At 58.9% G+C, this 22,117-nt stretch carries 22 protein-coding genes; 3 read left to right on the top strand and 19 right to left on the bottom strand.

All coding sequences use genetic code 11. The features are described from left to right. Positions 1 to 16 precede the first annotated feature (16 nt). The 6 genes from DMP05_RS10120 to DMP05_RS04805 form a co-directional block, all read right to left on the bottom strand. On the bottom strand, positions 17 to 604 hold the full coding sequence (locus tag DMP05_RS10120) for an NUDIX hydrolase (protein ID WP_244595047.1): 588 nt from the start codon (positions 602 to 604) through the stop codon (positions 17 to 19). Between the two features lie 6 nt (positions 605 to 610). Beyond that, the gene (locus DMP05_RS10115; RefSeq protein ID WP_244595046.1) at positions 611 to 754 is read right to left on the bottom strand and encodes a hypothetical protein; all 144 of its coding nucleotides are present in this window, start codon (positions 752 to 754) and stop codon (positions 611 to 613) included. A gap of 128 nt (positions 755 to 882) precedes the next feature. Continuing rightward, the gene (locus tag DMP05_RS04820; RefSeq protein WP_123219409.1) at positions 883 to 1,950 is read right to left on the bottom strand and encodes a 4Fe-4S dicluster domain-containing protein; all 1,068 of its coding nucleotides are present in this window, start codon (positions 1,948 to 1,950) and stop codon (positions 883 to 885) included. Between the two features lie 79 nt (positions 1,951 to 2,029). Then, the gene (gltX, locus tag DMP05_RS04815) at positions 2,030 to 3,613 is read right to left on the bottom strand and encodes a glutamate--tRNA ligase (RefSeq protein WP_123219408.1); all 1,584 of its coding nucleotides are present in this window, start codon (positions 3,611 to 3,613) and stop codon (positions 2,030 to 2,032) included. 25 nt (positions 3,614 to 3,638) lie between these two features. After that, the gene (locus DMP05_RS04810) at positions 3,639 to 4,469 is read right to left on the bottom strand and encodes a lipoprotein intramolecular transacylase Lit (RefSeq protein ID WP_244595045.1); all 831 of its coding nucleotides are present in this window, start codon (positions 4,467 to 4,469) and stop codon (positions 3,639 to 3,641) included. Between the two features lies 1 nt (position 4,470). Beyond that, positions 4,471 to 5,847 carry an ATP-grasp domain-containing protein gene (locus DMP05_RS04805; RefSeq protein WP_123219406.1) on the bottom strand — a complete coding sequence of 459 codons (1,377 nt, stop codon included), beginning with the start codon at positions 5,845 to 5,847 and terminating at the stop codon, positions 4,471 to 4,473. Between the two features lie 156 nt (positions 5,848 to 6,003). On the opposite strand from DMP05_RS04805, the gene DMP05_RS04800 reads away from it, so the two are divergent. The 3 genes from DMP05_RS04800 to DMP05_RS04790 all read left to right on the top strand — a co-directional run bounded on the left by DMP05_RS04800 (position 6,004) and on the right by DMP05_RS04790 (position 9,664). Further along, complete coding sequence (locus DMP05_RS04800; protein WP_123219405.1) at positions 6,004 to 7,425, top strand: helix-turn-helix transcriptional regulator; 1,422 nt, start codon at positions 6,004 to 6,006, stop codon at positions 7,423 to 7,425. 87 nt (positions 7,426 to 7,512) lie between these two features. After that, a complete protein-coding gene (locus DMP05_RS04795) occupies positions 7,513 to 8,700 on the top strand; it encodes an Mbeg1-like protein (RefSeq protein ID WP_244595044.1) in 1,188 nt (395 codons plus the stop codon). A 67-nt stretch (positions 8,701 to 8,767) separates the two neighbouring features. Beyond that, the gene (locus DMP05_RS04790; protein ID WP_123219437.1) at positions 8,768 to 9,664 is read left to right on the top strand and encodes a prenyltransferase; all 897 of its coding nucleotides are present in this window, start codon (positions 8,768 to 8,770) and stop codon (positions 9,662 to 9,664) included. 117 nt (positions 9,665 to 9,781) lie between these two features. On the opposite strand, the gene DMP05_RS04785 is transcribed toward DMP05_RS04790, so the two are convergent. From DMP05_RS04785 to DMP05_RS04725, 13 genes are all read right to left on the bottom strand, one after another. Continuing rightward, positions 9,782 to 9,928 carry a helix-turn-helix transcriptional regulator gene (locus DMP05_RS04785; RefSeq protein ID WP_244595043.1) on the bottom strand — a complete coding sequence of 49 codons (147 nt, stop codon included), beginning with the start codon at positions 9,926 to 9,928 and terminating at the stop codon, positions 9,782 to 9,784. Positions 9,929 to 9,994: 66 nt separating this feature from the next. Beyond that, positions 9,995 to 10,930, bottom strand: a complete 936-nt coding sequence (gluQRS, locus tag DMP05_RS04780; protein WP_123219402.1) for a tRNA glutamyl-Q(34) synthetase GluQRS — start codon at positions 10,928 to 10,930, stop codon at positions 9,995 to 9,997. Between the two features lie 63 nt (positions 10,931 to 10,993). After that, entirely contained in the window at positions 10,994 to 12,160 is a 1,167-nt protein-coding gene (locus tag DMP05_RS04775; RefSeq protein ID WP_123219401.1) for an iron-containing alcohol dehydrogenase, read from the bottom strand. 86 nt (positions 12,161 to 12,246) lie between these two features. Continuing rightward, positions 12,247 to 13,602, bottom strand: a complete 1,356-nt coding sequence (locus tag DMP05_RS04770) for a phenylacetate--CoA ligase family protein (protein WP_244595052.1) — start codon at positions 13,600 to 13,602, stop codon at positions 12,247 to 12,249. 13 nt (positions 13,603 to 13,615) lie between these two features. Then, positions 13,616 to 14,068 (bottom strand): amino acid-binding protein, encoded by a 453-nt coding sequence (locus DMP05_RS04765; RefSeq protein WP_123219399.1) that lies wholly within the window; start codon positions 14,066 to 14,068, stop codon positions 13,616 to 13,618. Between the two features lie 242 nt (positions 14,069 to 14,310). Continuing rightward, a complete protein-coding gene (locus DMP05_RS04760) occupies positions 14,311 to 14,901 on the bottom strand; it encodes an indolepyruvate oxidoreductase subunit beta (protein WP_123219398.1) in 591 nt (196 codons plus the stop codon). A gap of 12 nt (positions 14,902 to 14,913) precedes the next feature. Further along, positions 14,914 to 16,644, bottom strand: a complete 1,731-nt coding sequence (locus DMP05_RS04755; protein ID WP_123219397.1) for a thiamine pyrophosphate-dependent enzyme — start codon at positions 16,642 to 16,644, stop codon at positions 14,914 to 14,916. Positions 16,645 to 16,722: 78 nt separating this feature from the next. Continuing rightward, positions 16,723 to 17,205 (bottom strand): FHA domain-containing protein, encoded by a 483-nt coding sequence (locus DMP05_RS04750; RefSeq protein WP_244595051.1) that lies wholly within the window; start codon positions 17,203 to 17,205, stop codon positions 16,723 to 16,725. Between the two features lie 69 nt (positions 17,206 to 17,274). Beyond that, positions 17,275 to 18,684 carry a D-alanyl-D-alanine carboxypeptidase family protein gene (locus tag DMP05_RS04745; RefSeq protein ID WP_161957470.1) on the bottom strand — a complete coding sequence of 470 codons (1,410 nt, stop codon included), beginning with the start codon at positions 18,682 to 18,684 and terminating at the stop codon, positions 17,275 to 17,277. Then, complete coding sequence (locus DMP05_RS04740) at positions 18,677 to 19,102, bottom strand: amino acid-binding protein (protein ID WP_114615045.1); 426 nt, start codon at positions 19,100 to 19,102, stop codon at positions 18,677 to 18,679. The genes DMP05_RS04745 and DMP05_RS04740 overlap by 8 nt, the downstream gene beginning before the upstream one ends. 16 nt (positions 19,103 to 19,118) lie before the next feature. After that, positions 19,119 to 20,435: a phenylacetate--CoA ligase family protein gene (locus tag DMP05_RS04735; RefSeq protein WP_123219395.1), complete on the bottom strand. Its 1,317-nt coding sequence runs from the start codon at positions 20,433 to 20,435 to the stop codon at positions 19,119 to 19,121. A gap of 231 nt (positions 20,436 to 20,666) precedes the next feature. Then, positions 20,667 to 21,353, bottom strand: a complete 687-nt coding sequence (locus DMP05_RS04730) for a CDP-alcohol phosphatidyltransferase family protein (protein WP_123219436.1) — start codon at positions 21,351 to 21,353, stop codon at positions 20,667 to 20,669. 290 nt (positions 21,354 to 21,643) lie between these two features. Beyond that, positions 21,644 to 22,114, bottom strand: coding sequence for a 4Fe-4S dicluster domain-containing protein (locus tag DMP05_RS04725; protein WP_123219394.1), 471 nt, complete (start codon positions 22,112 to 22,114; stop codon positions 21,644 to 21,646). Positions 22,115 to 22,117 lie beyond the last annotated feature (3 nt).

Raw genomic sequence — 22,117 nt, 5'->3', positions numbered from 1 at the left:
GAGCATTTAACAGGTTCTAGCGGCAATAGGCGCGGGTTTTAGCAATAAGTTTGCGGTAGATGCGGTCGCGAATCCACGGTTCGCTCGACAGGCGGACGGCATCGTCGAGCGGCACCCACTTCAGTGCCGAATTCTCGTCGGGCTTCACCTTCAACGGATCATCGGGATTAGCCTGGGCCAAATACGTCACATTCAGATGCAAGTGCGAGCCCACATATGCGCCGCGCTTCTCATGGCCGTTCACCGTGAGCACCTCGAGCGAAAAAACATCGCCACCGTTAGAGCGGAAATCGACTCGTGGGAAAGATTCAAAACCCTGCGCGAAACCGTCTTCGCACGACGAGTCTCGCTCAAGAGGGAGTCCCGAATCTTCCAGAACGCCATCCCCTCGAGCAAGCTCGCCTTCGATCGGAATACCGCAGCCATACGGAAGAATGCGACCATGCACGCCGGTCTCTTCTTCGAGTTCGCGAAGCGCTACCGCACGCAAATCAGCCACGCCGTCGGCATGGCCGCCAATCCACGACCACGACTGGTAGATGTTGTGCCATTCGAGAAGCGTACGCTCAAAAGAGGCATCAACCGTCCATATCGATGTCGCCATATGCGCCTACGCAGAACGCTCGAAACAATTGGGGTCGCTTTTGAGAGCACGAAGAATCACCTGTTTATCGACCGATTCCTGCTCATTGAACGGCTCAAAAGCTTCAATATCGGCAATCAGTCGGGCGCGGTCGCGAGCCATCGTTTCCACATGCACTCCCCTCGTACGTCAACGCGAGACAGAGCCGATTCCCCATCCCGCATGCAAAACCGGAATCCAGCAGCTCCTCATCAAAAAAGTGGGGCAGAAGGCTTGCCTCCTACCCCACTTTCGCACGACTACTCGTAATCGGCCAGATTGGGCTCAATGGCAGGCTTGCCGGGACCTTCGGGCAAAAGGTCGGCGAAAGTCGCTTCCACGAGCGCAATCGCGTTGCGCGGACAGACCGCCTCGCACGCGCCGCAGCCGACGCAGTAGCGCGCGTCGTACTCCAAGTGACCTTCCTTGGTCGCGATACGCGCGCCGCTCGCACACCTCGCCACGCAATCGAGGCATTCCACACAAGCATCATGATCGGTCGCGCTCACGGCAACTTCGACATTTTCGGCAATGTCGGGCTTAGCGGCATAGGCCTCAAGCAACATACGGCGACGAGGCGGCATGACGCGAGTCGCCCTGCCCTTCTCGAGCGCGTCGCTCAAATACTCGCCCTCGCTCAGGTTCAACGCCTCGCGCATGCGCTCGCGTTCCTTCTTGCGGTAGGCTTCCTTCAGCGTGTCGGACTGCTTCAAGCGACGGCGACCAGAAATAATGTCAAACGCATCGTCTTTCACGCTGTCAAACGCGGCACGACGGTCGAATTCGTCATCGACCACAGCTTCTACAGAGGGCACATATTCGGGAATCTCGCGATCGAAGTGAACGTTCTCGCCCGTTTGCGCTTCGGCGATTTCAATGGCCTTGGTGAAAAGGAGCTCGCCGATTTGCGCGGCACGCGGGCAATCTTCGCAGTACTTCAAATCGCACGCCACGCACACAGGAACGTTCTGGGCAAGCAGAAGCGTCCACAGCTCGGGAGGCACGCACGCCAAGCACGGCAGAACCGTGACGTTTTTTGCCGGCTCAAAACCAGGGAAAACGTTCTCTTCGCAGGTGAGGTATACGATTTCTCCGCGCATGGCCACTTTGCGCAAGTGGTCATACAGGCGCAGAGCCGTCGCCGAGCTCGAAGAAAATGCGTCGCACACGCCCATGCACACGCCGCACTTCGTGCACGCATCACGATCGATAACAGGCGCGCCCGCCTCGTCGAACGAAATTGCTTTGGCCGGGCACGCAAGCTGGCAGCGCGTGCAATTCGCGCCGTGCGTACGCGTGCAATGTTCAGGAATCGTGAGAACTTTCATCGCTGCGAGAATCCCCCTTTAAGCAGCCTTAACAACGCAGAGCGCCCGCGCCGGGCACATTGCCGGCACGGGCGAAACATTAGAATGCGACGGCAAGCGTCGCGTCGATGCGAGCAAGCACGTCTTCGCGATTCAGCAGCTCGATGCTCTCGAACAACGGAGGGCTCACCATGTTGCCGCACACGGCAACGCGCAGCGGCTGGAACATGAGCTTGGGCTTGATGCCCATAGGCTCGCACAGCGCACGGCATGCTTCCTGCATGGGGTCGCATTCCCAGGCCTCGGCGTTGGCAAGCACCTCGCGACACGCACGCAGCGCTTCGTCGGCACGGGCGCCTTCCTTCTGCAGAACCTTCTTCACGCTTTTGGCGTCGAGCACGACGTTTTTGCCCCAGAACATGTACGGCAGCTTCTCGGCAGCATCGCTCAGGCTTGTCTCGCGCTCAGCGAGCAACGGGTAAAGCGCCTCGTAAAACGCCGGGCGCGCCTCAATGTCGGCAGCGGTTTCAGCAACGGCAGCAGCCTGCTCATCGTCGGAAAGCGCGAACAGCTCAGCCTCGGCGGCGTCAACCACTACAGCGCCCTCGGCGGCAGCCATGCCGGCTGCGCGGGCCTGCGCCAGCCACGGCGTAGACAGCTTCACCCATTCGCCGGCCTGCATGGTCTTGATGTATTGGCCGTTCATCCAATCGAGCTTGGTCTCGTCGAACACGGCGTCTTTCTTCGTGATGCGGTCGAGACCGAACTTCTCGCACAGCACATCGCGAGAAATGATTGTGGTCTCGCCGTCGAGGCTCCATCCCAGAAGAGCCAGGAAGTTCACCATCGTGTCGGGCAAATAGCCGCGCGCAGCGTATTCCTCGACGCTCGTGGCGCCATGGCGCTTGGAGAGCTTCTTGCCGTCGGCGCCCAAAATCATGGAGAGGTGCGCGAACGTCGGAGCCTCAAGGCCCAATGCCTCATAAATCAGAATCTGGCGCGGCGTGTTGGACAGGTGGTCGTCGCCACGGATCACATGCGTGATGTGCATGTTCGCATCGTCACAGACCACGGCGAAGTTATAGGTCGGCGTGCCATCGGTGCGCACCAAAATCATGTCGTCCATGACGTCGGCCGGGAAACTCATGTGGCCATACACGGCGTCGTCGAACTCGATGGGGCCATGGTTCTCGGGCACCTTCAGGCGCCACACATGCGGCTCACCTGCGTCGATGCGCGCCTGCGCTTCTTCGGCGGAAAGCGAACGGCAGGTACGGTCGTAGCCCGAATAGCCACCCTCGGTTTTCTCGGCGGCCTCGCGCTTGGCGTCGAGCGTTTCCTTCGTGCAGAAGCACGGGTACACCGCGCCGCGCTCTTTGAGCTGCTCCAAAGCAGCCTTGTAGGTGTCGAAGCGCTCGGTTTGCTTGTAGGGGCCGAAATCGCCGCCCACCTCGGGGCCCTCGTCCCAATCGAGGCCGAGCCAGCGCAGAGCGCGCAGAATGATTTGCGTGTTTTCCTCGGTGGAGCGCTCGGGATCGGTGTCCTCGATGCGCAGCACGAACGTGCCGCCCGTGGCGCGAGCAAACGCCCAGTTGTAAATAGCCGTGCGGGCGCCGCCGATATGAAGCTTGCCCGTGGGCGAAGGCGCGAAACGAACGCGCACGCCAGAGGTCGAATCTGCCATACGAATCTATCCTTCCAATAGTCTCTTAGCGCTTTTGGGTTGACCCTTTGCGCAGCAGCCTTCCTATAGTAATGCAAACAACGCAGCACGCAACCGTGACCACGAGCCAAATAGCGCCCATGCCCACCCAAAATTCAGGCGGGTACATGCAAATGAGCAAAGAATCCCAGCTGAAAGTCCATGTGCCGGCCGCGAAGAACAGCGAGTGGAATTGCGCGAAGAAGCCGTCGAAATCGATAGCAACCCACGCCGCGAGCAGCGCGAACAACGCCAAAACGGAAACGCCCGCACCTGCAAGCACACGCCCGAGCAGGCTCTTTCCGCCGCGAAACGCCGTAGCCGTGCAGCCAACGCACGCGGCTACCACGGCGGCAAGAAGCCACCATTTCGCAGCCTGCACCACGCCGAACACGTCGTCGAGATGGCTTACGGCGTCGGGCGTGAGCACGTAGCGCTCGCTCGCCGCGTCGAATGCCGTCTCAAGCGCCGCGACCTGCTCGCCAGAAAGCTCGCCTGCGGCATAGTTCGCCGTCGCATCGATTTTCGGAGCACCCTTGCCAGCCGTGCCGGAGAGCGCCTCTTGCGCGTTGATCGCGGCGATGGTGGCGTACACCGCAGCCTTATCGTTGTCGTCGATGGTGTAGTGTTTCGTTTGCACCGCGGCCGCGACGAGCTCGTCTTTCGTGAACGGCGAGGCGCCGTCGGTCGAATAAACGCTCGCGAGCGCCTTGGTGGAAACATCGGGCACAGCGCACGCCGCAAAGCCGGCCGCGATAAGGCTCACGGCCAATGCCGCCGCCGAAATCACGGCCACAACGCTCGTCACGATGCGCGACGAAGACTCACTTTTCGCCATGCTATTCATCCACCCAAATGGTCGCGGCGGTAATGCCGTGCGTCTTCTTGCAAATAACCGGCTCAGGCCCCAGTCGGCTGAATACGCCGGTGAAGCGGCCGTTGTAAATGTAGAGGCCCTCCATATTGTTATACGGCAAAGGCTTTACCGTGGCATCGGCCTCGGTGCCATACAACGGAATGGCAAGCGTTTTGAACGGCGTGCAGTAGCGCTGGACCAAAAACGGTGCGCCCGCCTTGCTATCAACGTGGGTGTCGACGATTTCGACCCACTGCTCATCGGTGTAATTCGAACCAGCGAACACGTCTTTAGAGCCGTATGCGTCGGTCGGCTTGATAATCCAGTTTTCGCGCGTAGCCTTCACGTTGCGTTCGGCCACCACGTCGCTCGTCAAAAACGAGGTGAACGGCACCGTATCGCGCACGAAGGCATTTTCCTCGTCGGTGAGCAGCGCTTGGGTTTCGGGCATATGAAGCACTTGGAAAATCTGTTTGTCGTGCACCAAATGGCCCGCGAAGCTGCCGATGAGCGCCACCTTGCGCTCGCGCACGGCCGAGATAAGCGCCTGCGACGCCTCCCAGTTGTCGATGATGTCGTTGGTCACGCTGCGGCGCCAAATGGCGTCGATTTTCGCATTGTCGCGGCCATAGAACGCCTTCTTGCCAATAAGCTCGCCGTTCTCGAACGCCAAATCGCGCACGTCGTACACCGAGCACTCAATGCCGCGTTCAGCGAACAGGCCGGCGAAAATCATGAACTCTTCGGTAATGGCGTTTTCCAAAAAGTCGACGATTGCGACATGCGGATTGGCGACCTTCGAATCGTAGGTGTCGTAGATTTTGAGGAACTCGTCGACCCATCCGGCGAACAGCTCTTCGTTGCACGTACGAACCTGGTGGGCAGCGGCGAACGCCTTGAAGGGCTCGGAATTCGCGATGCTCGCGGTGATTTCACGATTCTCGTTCATGCCCGAAGAACCGTCGGCGTTGAATTCGCAGAACTGCGCCGACATGTCATCCTCGTTCAGGAATAAGTCCACGCGCGCAAACGGCAGCAGCGCGTCGTAGCCGCGCGGCAGCAAAATAAGCTCCACCAAGCGCGGATCGATATCGTATACGTGACGATAGCTGGGGTTTTCCAAATACTCGCGCATGACCTTCGACAAAATCGAATAGGTGGTTTCGGCGATATACGCAAAACGCTCGTGCGTCTCGCGGCTATACAGGCGCGGCACGTACGACGAGTCGACAACCTCGTGGTGGTAAATCGCCGTCGAATTGTTCATGTGCTCGCGCGCGGCAAGGCGGCCCTGCGCGTCGCCGCCACGTTCAGCAACAAGCGCGAGGTATTCATCGGTGAGCTGGGCGTTAGTGGGCATGAGCTCTTCCTTCTTTCTGTCGTATACGCGCCTAGCATACGACAAGCACCCGAAGCAACGTGAAACGCGTGCGCATTCTCCCAAAGCGCACCATATCTGGCGGGCGGTCGCGCTATTATAAAAGCTCCCTATAAGCATATTCAGGAAGGCGCGCGCGTGAGCAAAACCCAAGAAGATATCCCGAAGCCGTCATGGGCGCGCATCGCCGGCTTCGCATGCTACCAGGGCTTTGTATACGCCGCATTCTATTTGGGCACGAACCATCAAATGCAACTCGGTCCCTTTTCTGTGGAACGTGCAGAATTGCTGCTTACGCTCGCGTTCATGGTCGCAGCCTTCATTGGCGAGCGCCTCGCGCCCGACGTGGCCGAGCGAGCCCTGTCGCGCAGCGGCACGCTTGCCGCGTTCGCGGCGTTCATGAGCGCCGGAGCCGCCATTTCGGCCGCGCCTGGCACCACCGCAGCCGAAGTTGCCGCAGAAGGCCTGCTCATTGGCGCTCCTATGGCGCTCACGCTTATGGCCTGGGGCAAAACGCTCGGCGCAAACCCGCCGCGCCTCGCCGCCACCGAAATTTTCGCCGCTACGGGCATTGCCGCGGCATGTTGCTTCGCGCTGTGGTTTGCGCAAGAGGAAATCGGTTTGGCACTTCGGTGCGTGCTGCCATTCGCGGGCGTGGCGTTCATGGAAATCGCCCGACACGAGCAAAGCGGCGCCACGTCGGAAACGATGCACCCCACCCCCATTAAACCAGCTCGCGCTCGCACGCTTTCCGCTCGCATGCTCGCAGGTGCTCTTATCTTTGGCTTGGCCGCGGGCTTCGTTGAGACCTACCGAAGCGACCCCGGCTCGCTTTCCACGCCCACGCTCCCCTATGCCATGTTCATCGTGGCTCTGTTCTGCGGCGGCGTTTTGGAAACGCTGCGCACCTCAGGTGAGCGCGATACATTCTCGGCGAGCTACCGCATCGCGTTCACGCTCATGCTCGCCGGCTTTTTGTTTGCGCCCGTGCTCGTGAATGTCGATATCACGGGCGACGCCATTGTGCTTGCAGGCTACCTGGGCCTGTGTGCAGCTTTCGCATCGCTGTTCTGCGCGAGCGCCCAGCTCGAAGGAACAAGCTGCGCGCTCGCCTTCGCACAAGGGTTTGCCGTGCTCTACGGCGGCGAAGCACTCGGCATTATCCTCGCAAACGGCCTCGACGCTATGAATTCGCTAAACACCACACCCTATGCCGCCATGGCCACCGCGGGCCTCGCCATGGTGTGCGCCTACGTGTTTCTGTTCACCGAGCGCGATTTCAGCGCGCTTTCCCGTGTTGTTGACGCCGCCGTCGACAATACCGAAGATGTGAAAAAGGCCATCGCCCAAGCTGCGGCGCTTTCGGCGCGCGAAACCGAGGTGCTCTCACTCGCGCTGCGCGGCCGCACCAACGAGAGAATCGCGCAGGAGCTGTTCATCGCCAAAAGCACCGCCGACACGCACCTTCGCCGCATTTACTCAAAATGCGGCGTGCACAGCCGCCAAGAGCTGCTCGACTTGGCCGAAAAAACCGCCGCCAACCTGCGATCGCGCGAATAGGAGCAGCTCATGGAAACACCCGAAATAATGAGCGAAAACGCCCGAGCGATGCGCTCGATGGCACCCAAGCAAAAGACGCAGAAATTCATGGCCGATTTCTTGCGCGAGACGCAGGAAAGCTTTATTGAAGTGCCGTTCTGCCCCGTCGACAGTCTCGTGCTTTCGTCGCTCGTGTATTTGAACCTCGACGAATACCGCTATGGAAACGTGCATGGCGCAGAATGCGTGCCCGTCATCGACATTCTTCGCTTCACGCCGCTGCGAAGCATGCTCTCGGGCGGCTGGCTCGAAGATGCCGAAGAACTGCCCGACTTTCTGCGCGCGCTCGCATGCAGCCGTCGCTATGCCGATTTAAGCGTAAGCCTGTTCGCAAACGAAACCGCCGAAATCATAGAGAAGCAGTTCTGCGCGTGCACATTCACCGTAGGCGGGAAGGACGGCGCGCCTTTGGCCTACCTGGCGTTCCGCGGAACCGACGGCACCATCGCAGGCTGGAAGGAAGACTTCAACCTGAGCTACATGCCTGTGATTCCTTCGCAGAAAACCGCCACGGCATACGTGTCGGGCGTGCTTTCGGCGCTGCCCGGCGATATGCCGATATATGTGGGCGGCCACTCGAAAGGCGGTAACCTCGCCGAATTCGCCGCGCTTACCATCGACGAGGGCGGCTACGCGCGCATCAAGCGCGTGTTCAACCACGATGGCCCGAGTTTTCTGGAAGCGCCCTCGCCGCGCATCGACGAGCCCGAATTCCAGGCGAAGCTCGACAAAACCGTGCCTGAGTCTTCCGTATTCGGGATGATTCTGGAAAGCCGCGACGACTTCCGCATCGTGCAGTCGAACGCGATGGGCTTCTTCCAGCATGTGCCATTCACCTGGATTGTGGACGGGTGCGACTTCAGCACGCAGCGCACGCTGAACAACAGCGCGAAAATGTTCGACATCACGCTTGATCGCTGGCTGCGCAGCTGCTCCCAGCACGAGCGCGAAGTATTCATCGACACGATGTACGACCTTATTACCTCGAGTGACGCGAAAAGCTGGGCCGATTTCCAGAGCAGCTTCATGTCGAATATGGCAACGTTCATGCGCGACGGCAGAAACCTTGACGACCAAACCAAGGAAGTCATGGCGCATGCAATCAAGAATCTGGGCGATGTGGCCGGTCACACGCTGCGCGAACGCCTGGGCGCAACGATTGAGCGCATGAAGGAAGCCGTGCCGTTCATCGACACCGAACGCGACGACGCGCAAAGCGCGCGCAAGAAGAACTAAAAAGACCTCGAAAGAAGAGACCGTGGAAAGCAGCACCAAACCCGAATACCAAAAATTCACCGTGAAAATGGCTGTGCAACTGGCCGCTCCGCACACCTGGCCGGCAGCGATTCTGCCCGCACTCGTGGCAACGAACGCCGCAGCGGCAACGGGACACGCGATTTCGCCGATCATGGCGTGCGTGCTGCTCGCGATTTGCATTCTTATGCAGGCATCGGTAAACACGTTCAACGACTACTACGACTTTGTGAAAGGCACCGACTCGGCCGACGACGACGTTGAGGTAAGCGACGCCACGCTCGTGTACAACAACGTGAACCCCGCGTGCGCACTGCGGCTGGGCATTGGGTTTTTGGTGGCGGCGTTTCTTCTGGGCGCCTACGTTATTTGGCAGGCCGGATGGATTCCTTTGGCGATTGGCGTTGTGGGCGCCGTGTTTGTGGTGGTGTATTCCGCAGGCAAAACGCCCGTTTCCTACCTGCCCATTGGCGAAGCCGTGAGCGGCGGCGTTATGGGCGGCCTTATTCCGCTCGCATGCTACCAGGCGCTCACAGGCGATTTGAATTGGCTCATGCTGCTGTGGGCGGTGCCCGAGATTATTGGCGTGGGCCTGATTATGATGACGAACAACACGTGCGACATTGAGAAAGACATTCCCGTTGGCCGCCAAACGCTGCCCGCGAAACTCGGTCGCGAAAAGGCACGCAATGCCCACCACGCGCTCGTAGTGGCGTGGCTTGCGGCGATCATGGTGATCGTAGGCGCGTTTTTCACGGGCGGCCTCATCGTGGTGCCGTTCATGCTGCTCGCCGCCATTCCGCTGCTGAAGGCGCTGTTCGCCAACCCGCTCAATTCGCACTCGCGCATTGGCGCCATGGCTCAGATTTGCAGCTTGAACATCGCTTTGGGCGCATTTTACGCGGCATCGATTCTTGCCAGTTCAGGAGTTTGTTTTACGCTGTAAAGTAGATAACGCGGAAATCGAGCAGGGCGCTTTACGGCGTAAATTGTCGCTCAATGCATCGTCCGTGCATGAGTTACCCTAAATACGTCGCAACACAGCCGTTTTATTCGGCTTCGATTAATTCTCGATATCGATGAATTCAGTTGGCTCAAAATGAGCGAGTTCGCTTTGCACGGCATCGAGCAGCTCTTGACGTCCATGCACGTCGAATTTGCGATAGATATGCGAGATATGGGTCTTTACCGTGCCATCGGATACATACAACGCTTCACAGATATACGGCCGACTACGAAACGCTTCCGTAAACCGCAAAAACCGTGAAGCCAAGCTCTACCGCCACTGAATTTGAACAAGATCGGGGAGTTTTTCCCGCAGGCCACCCAGGCTGAATGTTTGCAGCAGCTCTTCGGGGGTTGCGGGGTCGCAGGTCGGAGCCAAGCCCGTGATGCCCGCGATGTGGCCGACAATCGCCTCGGGTGTTTTAAAGCGCTCAAGCAGAGAATCAAGCGCGGCATCGTGATCGCGCTTCGACAGGCGGCGATCTCGCTCGCCCACCACCAGCGGAACATGGGCGTACTGCGCATACGGCAAGCCGAGCAAACCTTGCAGGTAGCGCTGCTGGGGGCTCGAGCACAGCAGGTCCATGCCGCGCACCACGCTGTTCACGCCCTGCTCGCCATCGTCAACCACCACGGCGAGCTGATACGCGAATGCCTCATCACTTCGACGAATGAGAAAATCGCCGCAATCGTGCGCGAGGTTCTGCTCGAAGCGGCCTTGAATCAAATCGTCTATCGCGATGGTTTCATCGGGCACAACAAGCCGCATCGCAGGCTTGCGCACGGCCGCCTTTTCTGCACGCTGTTCAGCAGACAGGGCGCGACACGTGCCCGCATACACGAGCTTTTCGCCATGGTGCGGCGCCGAAGCCGCATGCAAATCGGCGCGCGTGCAAAAGCACGGGTATACCAAGCCGCGCTCAACGAGCGAATCGAACGCCGCCTGATAGGCCTCGTCGCGATTATGCTGAAAATAGGGGCCTTCGTCCCACGTAAGGCCCAGCGTCTCGAAATCACGCTGAACCGCATCGATGAACTGGGGTTTCGAACGCTCGCGGTCCAAGTCTTCCACGCGAAGCACCATGGTGCCGCCCTGAGACTTCGCCACAAGCCACGCCACAAGCGCCGAGAAAATATTGCCCGCGTGCATGCGGCCCGTGGGCGAAGGCGCGAAACGGCCTTTGATATGTACGTTGCTGTTTTCCATGTTCTACAGAATAGCACTCGAGGGCGTGCCATCCGAATAAAGCACGCCCTCGCAAAAATTCGCCTACAGCGCTGCGCGGTAGATTTCCACGATGTCGTTTTCCTCAAGCGGCACGAAGCTGCCCACGCACCCAGCAGCGGCCTTCTTCGCCATTGCGGCGAAATTCTCTTCGTCCTCGATGCCGACCTCATGCAGCTTCGAAGGCAGGCCCATCTGGTTAAACAGGAAATCCTCGGTGCGCTCGATAGCGGCAGCTGCCGCCTGAGCATCATTGGCCTCGGCAATGCCGAACACCGCACGACCGTATTCGGCGAACGCGGCTGCCTTGCTCGGGTCTTTCGCGAGCACGTGTTTCATCCACACCGGCGTCAGAATGGCCAGGCCTTCGCCGTGCGTAATGTCATAAAACGCCGAAAGTTCATGTTCCATGGGATGCACGCACCACGCCACCTCGGCGCCGCTGTCGAGCAAGCCGTTAATCGCATGCGAGCCGCACCACATGAGGTTCGCACGGGCATCGTAGTTATCAGGTTCAGCCAGCGCAATGGGGCCATAATGCACGAGCGTTTTCAGAAGAGCCTCGCTCATATGCGCCTGCAATGTGGCGCCTTCAACATTGGTGAAGTAGCTTTCGAACACATGGCTCATCATATCGGCAGTGCCAGCGGCCGTTTGCTTCTTCGAGACCGAGAACGTATACGTGGGGTCGAGCACCGACATCTTCGGCACGAACAGGGGCGAGCTGGTTCCCCACTTTTCGTTTTTGCTCAAATCGGAAATAACGGCAAACGGGTCCATCTCGGAGCCCGTAGCCGCAAGCGTGAGCACGGAATACACGGGCAACGCGGCCTTGATTTTCGTGCGATCGAGCACCAGGTCCCACGCGTCGCCGTCGTATTTCGCAGCACCCGCGATAACCTTGGCCGCATCGATAACCGAACCGCCGCCCACGGCGAGCACCATGTCGATCGCGTGCTCCTTGCACAGGCGTGCGCCCTCGCGAACCGACTCGATGCGCGGGTTCGGCTCAATGCCCGAGAGCTCCACCACATGCAAACCCGCATCAGCGAGAATCACCGTGGCCTCGTCATACAGGCCGCTCTTCTTAATGGAGCCGCCGCCATAGACGAGCAGTACATTCGAGCCGCTTTCCGCAAGTTCGCTCAAATGCGAGATTTGGCCTTTGCCGAAATGAATCCTTGTGGGAACGCAGAACGTGAAATTATTCATGTGAATACCCCTTTCGAATGCCCCTCCATAGAAAGCGGGCCTTAAGAAATACTTTTCCAGGCCCGCTTTGAATGTATCAATATTGGTTATATACGCAAGTCTTGCACATGCTTCGTCTTGCCTATGGAGCGCTCGATGCCGCCAGGCTCGACGAGTTTCACCTTTGAAGCCACAAGCATGACGCTCTTGAGCTTCTCTTCGATCATGCGACGGAATGCGTCCATTTCCTCGAAGGAGTCGCTGAAGGCTTCAGGCTTAAGCTCTACATGCACCACCATGCGATCGAGGCCGGTTTCGTTATCGACCACGATGCGATAATGCGGCGTAACGCCCTCGATGGTGGAAAGCACGTCTTCCACCTGGCTCGGGAACACATTGGTGCCACGAATGATGAGCATGTCGTCGCAACGGCTACGCACCTTCTGCATGCGCGCCGTGGTACGGCCGCACGCGCACTTTTCCTTGACGACGCGCGTAAGGTCGTGCGTGCGATAGCGAAGCACCGGAATGGCATGCTTGCCAAGCGGCGTGAGCACGAGCTCGCCCTCTTCGCCGTCGGGCACCGGCTCGCCAGTCTTCGGGTCGACGACCTCCCACAGGAAGTGGTCTTCGGCGATATGCTGCATGTCGCGGCTCGCGAGGCACTCGCCCGAAACGCCTGGGCCCATGACCTCGGTCAGGCCATAGTTGTCGGTGCACACGATATGCATGCGGCTCTCGATTTCAGCCTTCAGGGCAGGCGTGCAAGGCTCGCCACCGAACAGGCCGATGCGCAGAGTGCTCTTCTCCCAGTCGACGCCCATCTTCTCGCCCACTTCGCACACATGCATGGCGTAGCTCGGCGTGGCAACGAGAACCGTAGAACCGTAGTCTTGAATCATCTGAATCTGACGCTCGGTATTGCCCGAACCCGCAGGAATCATCATGCATCCAAGGCGCTGCAGGCCATAATGAAGGCCAAAACCGCCGGTAAACATGCCATAGCCGAATGCCATTTGCACGCGGTCGCTCGGCACGACGCCCGCCATTTGAACCAAGCGCATAATGCAATCGGCCCACAAATCCATGTCGCCGCGGTCGTAACCAACGACGATCGGCTTGCCCGTGGTGCCCGAAGAGGCATGCAATTCGACGATATCGTCGAGCGATTCGGCGAACAGGCCATACGGGAACGTCTCGCGCAGGGCGTTCTTATCGGTGAAGGGAAGCTTGCGCACATCGGCCAACGTTTTGATATCGGAAGGCTTCACGCCCATCGCGTCCATTTTGTCGCGATACCACGCAACGCGGTTATACGTCCATTCAACCTGGTCGATAAGACGAGCGAGCTGAATAGCCTCGATGCGCTCACGGCTCGCGCACTCAATGGACGGGTTGTGGATGGGCAACTCATCGAAGCGCCCCTCGGCCGCCGCTTTCAGCGCGGCGCCCTTCACGGTCATGTCTGCCACGGAACTACCTGCCTTCCTGGGCATTGCTACGATCGAGGTCGACGAGCGCAGTAAGTTGCGCCTGGTCGATAAGCTCAACCGTTTCTTTCTTCAAAGCCTCTTCGGCCGCCGCCAAATCTTTCACCGAAATGGCGATATAGGTGGAAACGAGCGAATAGCTGTATTCAACGTTGATGTTCAGCTTCGCGAACACGCCCATGATGCGGGCAAGCTCGCCCGGCCTGTCGGGAAGGCGCAGGCACAAAACCTCTTTCGCGACCACGGCGCAGCCCATATCGGCCAGCACCTGCTTCGCCTTTTCGGGGTTATCAACCACGAAGCGCACAATGCCATAGTCGCCCGTATCGCTCATGCAATAGCCGCGAACCTGCACTTCGGCCTCGACAAACGCGTCGAGCACGCGAGCCACGTGTCCCGGATGGTTCTCAACGAACACGCCAATCTGAGAAATGCTCATACAGTTCCCCTTTCAAGCAATCCTTTTTTGGTTTAAACAGGGATTGGAGCGGCTGGTGTGCGTATCCGCAAGATTCCGCACGTTTAAATGTCCTGTGGGCATTTAAACCCCACTTCAATTGCGCCCGAGCGGGCGCATTGCTGCTCCGTGCAGCTGAGCGGCAATAGTAGGCTGTCCGAGCGAGCAGGACCTGCCCGAAGTGGAAACGCATGTCAGCCGCTCCAATCCTGAAGAGGAAACCCTTATGCGGAGCATTCCTCCACGAACTTTCGTCCAAGTTTGAAGGCTGCGATATTCACGTCCTTGAACTTAGCGGGAACGCGAGATTCGATAACAGAAAGCCAGGTGGCCTCGTCATAGCTGAGCTTCGTGGAAAGCGCGCCCAAAAGCACGACGTTCACAGCCTTCACGCTGCCCGCCTCTTTCGCCAAAGCCTCAGCCGGCACCAGCACGGCGCCCGCCTGCTCAAGCGATTCAACAACGCCGCTCGGAGCCTGCACGGCACCCGTAGCGACAGGCAGCGGCTTGATGAACTCATCGTTTACGAGCAGCGCGCCGCCATCTTTGAGAAACTCGATATTGCGCAGCGCCTCAACCTTCTCGAAAGAAACCAAGTAATCGACGCTGCCTTTGTCGGCAACCATCGAAGCCACCGAATCGCCCAGACGAACCACGGTGGTCACGGCGCCGCCACGCTGGGCCATGCCGTGGATCTCGGAAAGCTTCACGTCCTGGCCGCACGCCATGGCGACACGGCTCAAAATGTCGGCAGCGAGAATAGCACCCTGGCCGCCAACGCCCGACAGAAGCACAGTTTTCGTATCGTTGCTCATTTTCGGCCCTTCCTATTCCGCTTTGCCAATGCAACCGAACGCGCACGTCTGAGAGCACTGCTCACAGCCGACGCACAGGTTGGCATCGATATGGGCTTTGCCGTCTTCGTCGCGAGAAATAGCAGGGCAACCGATAAGCGTGCATGCACCGCACGCACGGCAATCGGAAGACACAACAAGCGCGGCTTCATGGGTTTTCGAAAGCAGCACGCACGGCGAGCAGAAGATAATCACCGAAAGCTCGTCGGCGTTTTGAGCCGCGGCCTTCAACGCCGCGCGAGTGGCCTTCAAATCCATCGGGTTCACCACGGCAACGTCTTCCACGCCGAGCGCGCGCACCAAACCAGGCAAATCAAGTTCGCGGCTTTCTCGATGCTGCAATGTAATGCCGTTCACCGGATTGCCCTGGTGGCCGGTCATGGCCGTGGTGCGGTTGTCGAGAATGCACACGATGCCCGCACCGCGGTTATACACCGTGTTCAAAAGCGACGTGATGCCCGAATGCGCGAACGTGGAATCGCCGATAACCGCAACCACGGGCTTATGCTCGCGGCCCTGTAAGCCCAGCTCAAAGCCGTGGCTCATTGAAATAGACGCACCCATGTCGACGCAAGTGTCCATCGCGGAAAGCGGGGCGAGCGCACCGAGCGTATAGCATCCAATGTCGCCCGTGACGATGGCCTTCATACGGGAAAGCTCGCGGAACACAAGGCGATGCGGGCAGCCAGGACACAGCGCCGGCGGACGGCCTGGCAAGTCGTCGCGCATCTCGGCATGCTCGGGGGCCTGAGCGCCGAAGGCGACTGCAATGGCGCCAGGGGTAAGCTCGCCATCGGGGCACAGCGTACCTTCAGGCTCGGAAAGCTGCACGCCCAGGGCGCGCACGCCTTCGCTCAAATAATCGCTGCCCTCTTCGATAACGTACACGTTTTCGACGGAAGCGGCAAATTCACAAATCTTCTTCGGAGGAAGCGGCCATGACATACCAAGCTTCAGGATGTCGGCCTGCGGCAGCGCCTCGCGCACGTGCTGGTAGGTTGCACCGCAGCAAATAACGCCGATTGCGCCCTCGTTGCGCTCAATGCGGTTGAATTCGCACGTTTCGGCATACTCGGTCACAGCAGCCACACGCGCATCGAGCGACACGCGACGCGGCTTGGCGTATGCGGGCATCATGACCCACTTCTCAGCATCTTTCGCATAGGGCTTCGGCTCAACCTCCACACGCTCGCCCAGCTCAACGGGGCATTTCGTATGAGACACGCGCACCGTGGAGCGAATCATGCACGGCATATCGAAGCGCTCGGACACCTCGAAGGCGTTTTTGGTGAAGGCAAGCGCTTCGGAAGAATCGGCGGGATCAAACATGGGAATATGCGCGGCGCGGGCATAAAAGCGCGAATCCTGCTCATTTTGAGAGGAATGCATGCCCGGGTCATCGGCCGCGAGAATCACGAAACCGCCGTTGACGCCCGTGTAGGCAGCGGTGAACAAGGGGTCGGCGGCCACGTTGACGCCCACGTGCTTCATGCTCGAGAGCACGCGGCGGCCAGCGGCGCATGCGCCCAAGCCAACTTCCACGGCGACTTTCTCATTCGGGCACCATTCGGCATATACGCCGGGCTGCTTCGCGAACGTTTCCATGGTTTCGGTCGAAGGCGTGCCGGGGTATGCCACGCCAATAGTGGCGCCAGCCTCCCACGCGCCGCGCGCAATCGCCTCGTTGCCGGAAATAAGCTCCATAAATCCAATCCCCCTTGGGTCGTACAAAAACTCGCTTTCGCGATAAGAAAAAGGCCCGCTAGGCGGGCCCATGGACGCCTAGCGCATGGTTGGCGTAGCCAAATACATCAGGCAGAACGTGCCAATCTGAACGATGTCGCCATCGCGCAAGTCAGCGTCTTTCACATTGAGGTTGTTTACCCACAGGCCATTGAACGAGTCGGCGTCGCTAATGCGGAAGCCGGCCGGCGTGCGCTCGATAGTCGCATGCATGCGCGAAACCGTCATGTCGTTTAGGAAGATGTCGCACTGCGGACTGCGGCCCACGGTAAGACGATCGGCCGCCAGGCGGAATGAGCTGCCGATTTGCGGGCCCTTCACGATTTTCAGAGTTGCTTCCGAAAGCAGCGCAGGGTTTGCCATCGCGGGGCTTGCCTGAGCCTGCATGTTCAGCGGCTTGAAAGCCTGGGTGCGGCCAAGCAGCTTGAACCCGCACGCCTCGCACGCGGTAGCGTCGGCAGCGACAGGCGCACCGCACACCGGGCAGTTCTGCAAAACGGTACCCATGGTCTCATCGGTCATGGCGTTCACCTCGTTATCTCTCACACCGCATCGGGCGCTGCGGCGGCGCATAGTTTCCTCAAACGCACGCTAGCGATCGCTTAAAGCCTGCGTGTAATAGCATTCCTGCGTTTCTGCCACCGTGGGCTGATGCTGAATCGAGCGAATCCAACGATCGAAGCCAACGCCGATACCTTGGAAGAAATTCGGCGCGGCAACGTCTTCGGCAGCGATGATGCCCGTTTGCGCGATTTGGTTGTCGTCCTGCATGAAAACAAGGCTGCCAATCACATCGCCCGCATGCACATCGCCGGAAAGCTCGTTGAACGTCGCCTTCGCTTGAACAGGGCCGAACGCGGCAAAGACGTTCGAGGCCAAATCAGGATCGGCGACGGTGGCATCGACGGTGACATCCACCCAATCATTATGAGCCACTTTGGCCACGAGCGGCACGTGGGCGCCAAGATATTCCACATACTGGTCGCTATTGACCAGCGAGCGTTGTGCGATATTGGCATATGCCCAATCCATAAGCGCCACGGTATCGCTGAAGCGCTCGTCGCTCGACGGCGAATCGAGCACCACGCTGTAGAGCTCGCCCGCATCGCGCGAAACGGCGCCCGCGAAGCAGTAGCCCGCATCGTCGGTCGTTCCGGTTTTCACGCCGCAAATGCCGTCGTACACGCCCATGAGCTCATCGGTGGTTTGTAGCGCAACATTGCGCGCCGTGCCGTCGGCAGACGTGACCGTTATCGTCGTCGAGCCCGCTTCAACGATGCCGCGGAACGTATCGTTCTGCATGGCGTACGACACGAGCGTCGCAACGTCGCGTGCACTCGAATGCAGATCTTCATCGCCGAACGCATCGAAATCGAGGCCATGGGGGTTCGTGTACACCGAATGGGACATGCCCAGATCGGCGGCCTTCGCGTTCATCGCGGCGACGAACGTATCGTAGCCCGTCGCGGCGTCGCCCGACATATGGGCGCCGACCGACTTCGCAATGGCGATGCCCGCATCGTTGCCCGAGGGAACCATGAGTGCATACAGGGCCGTCTCAAGCGACATGGTGTCGCCTTCCAAAAGCCCCGCGCTCGACTCGCCCACCGTGGCTGCTTCGTTGTCGACCGTCACGGTAAGGTCGAGGGGCGCGTTCTCAAGGGCCACAACTGCCGTCATGATTTTCGTGAGCGACGCGATTTTTACTTCCGCATTCACATCGCGCGAAAAATACACGGTGCCATCGGAGCCCACGAGCATGGCGTGCGTCGCCTCGATATCGGGACACGCATCAGCAGAAAGGCCGCGCGCGGCAACGGTTTTGTTGCCGATTTCATCGCTCTCGAGCACCTCGGCGAAAGCGGCCGCGGGCGCAGAAAGCGCAAACGTGCCAGCGAGCACGAACGCCGCAAGAATGCGACCCGCGCGCGAAACAACGGAAGCGCCCGCAGGTGCGAGCGCTTCGAATCTATTGCGTTGATGAGCTAAAGCCCTAATCAAGCTTATAGACCTCCTCAGCAGAAACGACATCAAAGCCAGCTTCGGAAAGCTTGCCTTCAACGGTATCGTCTACAACCTTCAAAACGTCAATGGCCGTGGCCTCTCCACGCGAAAAGCAATAGCCATATTCGATATTGGCGCCCATCGATTCGATGGTCTCGAGCAAGTGGGCCAAACCGCCCGGCTCATTAGGAACGCGCACGGCGAGCACCTTGGTAACGCTCGCACGGAAGCCCGCTTCGTCGAGCACCTTCGCGGCGGCCTGGGGCGTATCGCAGAAAACGCGCACGACGCCGAAGTCGCTCGTGTCGGCGATGAAAAGGTCATGCATGTTGATATTCGCATCGGCAAGCGTGCGGCACAGGCCAGACAGGCGGCCCTTCTCGTTTTGGATGAAAACGGTGAGCTGTTCGATCATGATTGTGCTCCCCTCGTTAGTTCTGCTGCTTCACTTCGCGCAAATCGATAACGCGCTTCGATTTGCCCTCACTGCGCTCGATAGTCTTCGGCTCGCAGAATTTAATCTTAACAGCAATCTGCAAATTCGACTTCAAGGCAGCCGCCAAACGCTTCCTCAAATCTTCGAGCGCACGAATCTCGTCGAACGGGAAGTCGGGCGCGGTTTCCACGCGCAGCTCGATTTGGTCGAGCGTGCCCTTCGTGGTGAGCACGATTTGGTAATGCGGGGTAATTTCGTCGAAGCTGTTCACGACCTGCTCGATTTGCGACGGGAACACATTCACGCCGCGAATAATGAGCATGTCGTCGGTGCGGCCCACGATGCGATCGATTTTCTTATGCGTACGGCCGCAGGCGCACTCACCCGGAATGAAGCGCGTAAGGTCGCGCGTGCGATAGCGAATGAGCGGGGTGCACTGACGCGTGAGCGTGGTAATGACGAGCTCGCCGAATTCGCCGTCGGGCACAGGCTCGAAGGTGTCGGGGTTCACGATTTCTGCTAGGAACTGGTCTTCGCACAGGTGCAAACCGTTCGCCTCGGAGCACTCCATGGCAACGCCCGGGCCCATGATTTCGGAAAGGCCATACACGTCGCAGTACTGCACGCCAAGCTTGCGGCGAATCTCGTCGCGCGTCGCTTCGCTGCAGGGCTCAGCGCCAAGGATGACGCCGGTGAGTTTGAATTCGTCCATGCTCATGCCCATTTCCGCAATGGTATCGGCGATGAGCAGCGCATACGAAGGCGTCGCGCACAGAATGGTGACGCCGAAATCTTTCATGATCTGAATTTGGCGCTTGGTGTTGCCCGTGGACATGGGAACAACCATGGCGCCCGCGGCTTCGGCGCCGAAATGCGCGCCCAAACCGCCCGTGAACAAGCCGTAGCCATAAGAAACCTGCACGACGGAATCTTCTCCGCCGCCGAGCATGTAAATGCCGCGCGCGAAGCAATCGCCCCACACCTGCAGGTCATCTTTCGTGTAGCCCACAACGGTCGCCTGGCCCGTGGTGCCCGAAGACGCATGCACGCGCACGCATTCGGAGCGGGGCACAGCGAACAGACCGAACGGATAGGCGTCGCGCATGTCCTGCTTCACGGTAAAGGGAAACTTCTTGATGTCTTCGAGAGATTCGATATGGTACGGATCGACGCCAGCCTCATCAAAGCGCTGCTTGTAGAGAGGGATGTTCTCGTAGCAGCGAACGGCAACGTCGCGCAAACGCTCGAGCTGAAGTTCCTCGAGCTTCGAGTGCTCCATGCACTCGATTTCTTCTTGATAGTACTTCGACATCGGGAAGTCCTTCCTTATGGAGAGCCTCGCGACTTCACAGCAGGCGAGCGCATGGGACGCCCGACCCAAAAAGTCGTGACGATTACTTTAGCGCACTAAAGCATGCATATGAAGAGAAATTTTGAATATCAAAGTAAAATGCCACGCTCTTCGGGGCGCGGCATAAAGAACGATTTTGTTTTAAGGAAATGGAGAGCACGCCAGAGCGCCTGCGCGCGTCGCAGATGGCCCCTATTCCGCCTTGGCCGCCTGAGCCTTCTCGGCAGCGCGCTCGGCCTTAACCTGATTCATGGCAGCAATGCCGCGAAGCACATACACCGTGGTCGTGTAGATACATAAAATGAGGCCGGCATACACGAACCAAATGCCCCACGAGCACGGCTCGGCGTTAAAGCCAGGAAGCCATGAGAAGTCGCACACGGCAAGGCCCGCAACGAGCGGCCAGTTCAAAAGCAGGCCCGCAAAGCCCACGAACAGCAGCGTGGTAGCAACTTTACCGAGGAAAATAACGGCAACGCGCGCCTTGTAGCGAGCGCCCAAGTATGCGCCGCCAACAATCAGCAGCAGGTCGCGAGCGATCACAAGCGCCACGATCCATACCGGCAGGCGCCCCACAAGCAACAGGCCAACTACGCCAAACACCATGAGCGCACGATCGACAGCGGGGTCAAGCAGACGGCCAAGCCTCGAGACGGTATGCGTGCGACGAGCGAGCTGGCCGTCAATGAAGTCGGTGGAAGCGGCAAGCGCGAAAATGAACGTTGCCAGAATATCGTGACCATCAAGCAGCAGCACCAAATACACGGGCACCATGCACAGACGAATGAACGACACCACGTTCGCCGCCGTGAAAATGCGATTGGTCACTTCGCTTTCAGGCGTATCCCACGAAGGTCGTTTCTCTTTTTCGTCGCTCATAGTCCAACTTCCACTGCTGAAAACCAAAATAAGCTCGCCGTGGCGAGCGAAAATCATTCTACACAAGCGATTTCAAATAAAAACGCACTATACCGCGTTTTCAAACATCTGGCACACAGCTGTTGAAATTAGTGCAGGAAAACTTCTGAACTGAATTGCGAAAGAGAGGGACGCCAATCTTACATAGCCACGCCTTCAAGAAAAGCGGGATCTGCCGAAAGCGCCGCTTCCGGTCTTAACAAACGCAAGCCGCCCCGGAGATTCAAGAATCATCGGGGGCGGCGTTTGAGTTATTCCTTCGCGCTTTCGACTTCTTGAGCGGCCTTTGCAGCCTTCGCGGCCTTTGCAGCCTTCGCGGCGGCGATGCGCGCCTCGCGTTCGGCCTTCTTGGCAGCTTCAGCGGCAAGCTCTTCGGGCGTAGGCTCAGGCTTGCTTTCGACCTGGCGCGTTTTCACGGGCGCAACGTGCGGAAATTCCATGCTCATGGAAAGCGCGCCCTTCGGGCATTCACGCACGCACGTGTCGCACTGAATGCAGCCGAAATGGTTGATGGACCACGTTCCGGCGGCCTTATCGACTTCGATGGCCGAGCACGGGCAACGTTTCACGCAAATACCGCACAGAATGCACTTTGCCATGTCGATTTCCACCACGCCACGATGGCCTGCGGGAATGTCGCGTTTTTCGAGCGGGTACATGACCGTTTCAGGTTTGCCGAACAGCGAGCGCAGGGTCATCTTCCCCAGTTTGAAGCTTCCCATTGC

It is taken from the genome of Slackia isoflavoniconvertens (assembly GCF_003725955.1).
Classification (GTDB): domain Bacteria; phylum Actinomycetota; class Coriobacteriia; order Coriobacteriales; family Eggerthellaceae; genus Slackia; species Slackia isoflavoniconvertens.
The sequence above is the reverse complement of the archived record's forward strand: the minus strand, read 5'-3'. Positions and strand labels throughout refer to the sequence as shown.

Excerpts from the sequence above, each read along its gene's own strand:
- DMP05_RS10120 (WP_244595047.1), bottom strand. The coding sequence starts at position 604 with ATGGCGACATCGATATGGACGGTTGATGCCTCTTTTGAGCGTACGCTT.
- DMP05_RS04820 (WP_123219409.1), bottom strand. The coding sequence starts at position 1,950 with ATGAAAGTTCTCACGATTCCTGAACATTGCACGCGTACGCACGGCGCG.
- gltX (WP_123219408.1), bottom strand. The coding sequence starts at position 3,613 with ATGGCAGATTCGACCTCTGGCGTGCGCGTTCGTTTCGCGCCTTCGCCC.
- DMP05_RS04810 (WP_244595045.1), bottom strand. The coding sequence starts at position 4,469 with ATGGCGAAAAGTGAGTCTTCGTCGCGCATCGTGACGAGCGTTGTGGCC.
- DMP05_RS04805 (WP_123219406.1), bottom strand. The coding sequence starts at position 5,847 with ATGCCCACTAACGCCCAGCTCACCGATGAATACCTCGCGCTTGTTGCT.
- DMP05_RS04795 (WP_244595044.1), top strand. The coding sequence starts at position 7,513 with ATGGCCGATTTCTTGCGCGAGACGCAGGAAAGCTTTATTGAAGTGCCG.
- DMP05_RS04790 (WP_123219437.1), top strand. The coding sequence starts at position 8,768 with ATGGCTGTGCAACTGGCCGCTCCGCACACCTGGCCGGCAGCGATTCTG.
- gluQRS (WP_123219402.1), bottom strand. The coding sequence starts at position 10,930 with ATGGAAAACAGCAACGTACATATCAAAGGCCGTTTCGCGCCTTCGCCC.
- DMP05_RS04775 (WP_123219401.1), bottom strand. The coding sequence starts at position 12,160 with ATGAATAATTTCACGTTCTGCGTTCCCACAAGGATTCATTTCGGCAAA.
- DMP05_RS04770 (WP_244595052.1), bottom strand. The coding sequence starts at position 13,602 with ATGACCGTGAAGGGCGCCGCGCTGAAAGCGGCGGCCGAGGGGCGCTTC.
- DMP05_RS04765 (WP_123219399.1), bottom strand. The coding sequence starts at position 14,068 with ATGAGCATTTCTCAGATTGGCGTGTTCGTTGAGAACCATCCGGGACAC.
- DMP05_RS04760 (WP_123219398.1), bottom strand. The coding sequence starts at position 14,901 with ATGAGCAACGATACGAAAACTGTGCTTCTGTCGGGCGTTGGCGGCCAG.
- DMP05_RS04755 (WP_123219397.1), bottom strand. The coding sequence starts at position 16,644 with ATGGAGCTTATTTCCGGCAACGAGGCGATTGCGCGCGGCGCGTGGGAG.
- DMP05_RS04750 (WP_244595051.1), bottom strand. The coding sequence starts at position 17,205 with ATGACCGATGAGACCATGGGTACCGTTTTGCAGAACTGCCCGGTGTGC.
- DMP05_RS04740 (WP_114615045.1), bottom strand. The coding sequence starts at position 19,102 with ATGATCGAACAGCTCACCGTTTTCATCCAAAACGAGAAGGGCCGCCTG.
- DMP05_RS04735 (WP_123219395.1), bottom strand. The coding sequence starts at position 20,435 with ATGTCGAAGTACTATCAAGAAGAAATCGAGTGCATGGAGCACTCGAAG.
- DMP05_RS04730 (WP_123219436.1), bottom strand. The coding sequence starts at position 21,353 with ATGAGCGACGAAAAAGAGAAACGACCTTCGTGGGATACGCCTGAAAGC.
- DMP05_RS04725 (WP_123219394.1), bottom strand. The coding sequence starts at position 22,114 with ATGGGAAGCTTCAAACTGGGGAAGATGACCCTGCGCTCGCTGTTCGGC.